This is a genomic window from Candidatus Desulfatibia sp., from assembly GCF_036446775.1.
In the GTDB taxonomy this organism is placed as follows: Bacteria; Desulfobacterota; Desulfobacteria; order Desulfobacterales; family UBA11574; genus Desulfatibia_A.
In genome coordinates, this window is record NZ_JAZFTO010000348.1 from 1 (window position 1) to 3,218 (window position 3,218).

The window sequence follows — 3,218 nt, forward strand, 5'->3', positions numbered from 1 at the left end:
TTGAAGTCGTATAGATTTATGAAACTAAAAAATTAACCGGACAGTAGTGATTCATCATTATGATTTAAATCATAGTAATTTCTTCAGATAAGATATAAAGTTGAATTTAAATTAGCTTTACCTGAAAAAGGACATCTGCCCCGATTTTAAAAGGTGTCCATTAAAAGAAAGAAATAGGAGAGATTGGTGATTATGTGAACAAAAAATTTAAATCTATGACGATTCAGTCCCTTTTAAAATGAAATGCAGCCTGAAACCAAATTAAAAAAATAAAAAAAAGATCTAATAAATTTTGACAAACTCGTAATAAATCCTGAAAAGCAGTTTTTTGTCATTCCCGTGAAAACGGGAATCCAGTCTTTTCAAGTAGTTACATGTTTCCTGGATACCCGCTTTCGCGGGTATGACGACTTTTTACGAATTCATCAATATTCGGGGGAGGCGATTATGAAAATAACAAGACGTAAATTATTGGCGTCGGGAGTGGCAGGCGCGGGAATGCTTCTCCTGCCCAAACAGATCTTTCCTTAATCATGGCAGACGTGGCAGTGAAACTTGCAGAGTTGACAGGAGATCGACGCTTCAAGGACTACTGGAAAAGATTCCATATGGAATATATACTTCTAGCATAGATTTGTGTACGAGAAGTTATTTACCTTTCATTAAGATGACAAACAGATGATGATATTAATCATAACTATAGAGATATGGAAAACCTGTTTAAAAAAAAGGGGGTAATGCATGATTAGTTTAAGGCTTAAAATTTATTTCCTGACTGCAATTTTTGGTGCCATAATTGTTGCTCTTATTGGATACTACTATACTGCACAAGACCTTCCTCCCTATCCGAAAAAGGTCATTTCTGAGGAAGGAAACCTGTTGACCGGAAAGGAACAGATAATGGCCGGTCAGCAGGTCTGGCAGAAATACGGTCTGATGGATCTTGGAAGTGTATGGGGCCATGGTACTTACAGGGGGCCCGATTTCACCGCCCAGGCCCTGCATAATATGGGGCTCAATATGCGTGAAAAAATGGCCAAGGATAAATTCGATAAGCCTTATTCAACACTTTCGACCGAAACAAAAGGGTCTGTGGACGCAGTGGTTATCAAGCAGATCAAGACAAACCGATACGATAAAGCCACAGACACCCTGACTCTTTCCCCGCTCCAGGAATATGCCCTTCTTGAGAACCGAAAATTTTACAGCGACTTGTTTAACCTTGGAGACAAAAGAGGCCCCATACGTGCCGGCACCATAAAGAATCCTCAGGAACGTCGGAATCTGGCAGACTTTTTTTTCTGGACATCCTGGTGTGCAGGAACCATCAGGCCCGGGGATAATCATACCTATACCAACAACTGGCCCCACGACCCGGATGTTGGAAATTTCGTCTCGGGAAAATCCATAATCTGGTCAGCCATCTCTCTGGTTATATTTGGTCTTGGTCTCGGACTGATGATCTATATATTTCATAGATACAAATTCAACCAGGGAGCACTTCCTTTTAAGCCTGAACCGGCCCTGGCGCTTGCAGCTGGAAGCATTTCTTCCAGTCAGAAAAAAGTGGTTAAATATTTTCTGGTTGTCGCCGCTCTTTTTTTTCTGCAGGTAAATATGGGCGGGTTAATGGCCCATTATACGGTTCATCCTGATTCTTTCTATGGATTTGATTCTGTTGCAAAGTTCATACCATATAACTGGGTGAAAACGTGGCATCTGCAGCTGGCCATATTCTGGATCTCGGTAACATGGATGGGTATGACGCTGTTTGTTGCTCCGCGAGTTGGCGGTAAAGAGCCGGTTGGACAGGGATTGCTGGTCGATATTCTTTTTGTGGCTCTGCTCGTTATAGTCGTTGGAAGCCTTACCGGTGAAGTGCTTGGCATAAAAGGGCTTATCGATAAGAACTGGTTCTGGCTGGGACATCAGGGATGGGAATACCTTGAACTGGGCCGACTGTGGCAGATCCTTCTGCTGGCAGGATTAGTAATTTGGCTCTTTTTGGTTGTACGGGCTTTGAAAGACCATTTTGCAGCAGGACAGGATAAATGGGGATTACCTCATTTTTTGGCTTATTCCGGCGTTGCCGTTGTCGGCTTTTTTTCTTTCGGTCTTCTTTACAACCCTGATTCCCATTTGACTATCGCAGACTTCTGGCGATGGTGGGTAGTTCATACATGGGTTGAAGGGGCCTTTGAATTCTTTGCAGCAGCGGCTATTGTTTTTGTGATGGTTAATCTGGGACTGGTAGAACTGAAGAACGGGCTTCGCACCGTTTACTTGACCGTGGGTCTTGCCCTCGGTGCAGGTATTATCGGAGTTGGCCATCATTATTACTGGTTTGGTGAGCCTTCGTTCTGGTTAGCCCTGGGTTCTACGACTTCCGCTTTGGAACCGGTTCCGATTTTGCTGCTTTTGGCCGGTGTTTGGCATAGCCAGAAAGCACTTGTCACAGCCGGCAGCAGTTTTCCCTACCGTTATCCGTTGATGTTCCTGATGGCCTCTGTCATATGGGAATTTCTCGGAGGAGGAGTTATGGGGTTGTCGATTACCACGCCGATTATTAATTATTATGAACATGCCACCTACTTGACCGTTAATCACGGGCACACCGCTCTGTTCGGGACATACGGGATGTTATCCATCGGACTGCTCCTTTTTTCCATGAGAGGTCTGGTGACTGAAAAGGGCTGGGATGAGCGTTACATAAAGATCACGTTCTGGGGGACAAACATCGGGCTTATTATTATGTTTGCCGGAACATTACTGCCGATTGGCATACTGCAGGTCCTGGACAATATTAAGTACGGGTTCTGGCATGCCCGTTCAAACGCTTTTTGGGAACAAGACATTATTCAATTGATCGGCCAGACACGGATGCTGCCGGACTTTTTGATTATCACTGGATCCGGTGCCCTGTTGCTGTTTATGCTCAAAGCAATAAGACACATTAAACCGGTTACGATCAAACCCGGCGAGAAGTTCTAGAGTGATTCCCTGAACTATCGTAATGATGAGGTCTAAATGTCGGGGAAAACCTGATAGTTACACTGAATAATTGCGGGAGATATAATACTCAATATCATGATAAAACATATATTACAGGCTGGGGAGCCGGCAACCAGTTCTCCAACCCAACACGACTGAGAGCTGTTGAGGATTTGAATGCCGGGGGGTTCAGCACACTCGAAATTCAGGAACCCGATGATCAGGGA

At 44.0% G+C, this 3,218-nt stretch carries 1 protein-coding gene; it reads left to right on the forward strand.

Features of this window, described 5'->3' with window-relative positions; translation table 11 throughout:
* The first annotated feature begins 741 nt into the window (after window positions 1–741).
* A complete protein-coding gene (locus tag V3S16_RS16125; protein WP_413886785.1) occupies window positions 742–2,991 on the forward strand; it encodes a nitric-oxide reductase large subunit in 2,250 nt (749 codons plus the stop codon).
* Window positions 2,992–3,218 lie beyond the last annotated feature (227 nt).

Bases quoted from the DNA above. Each gene is read 5' to 3' on its own strand.
- V3S16_RS16125 (WP_413886785.1), top strand. From the start codon at position 742: ATGATTAGTTTAAGGCTTAAAATTTATTTCCTGACTGCAATTTTTGGT.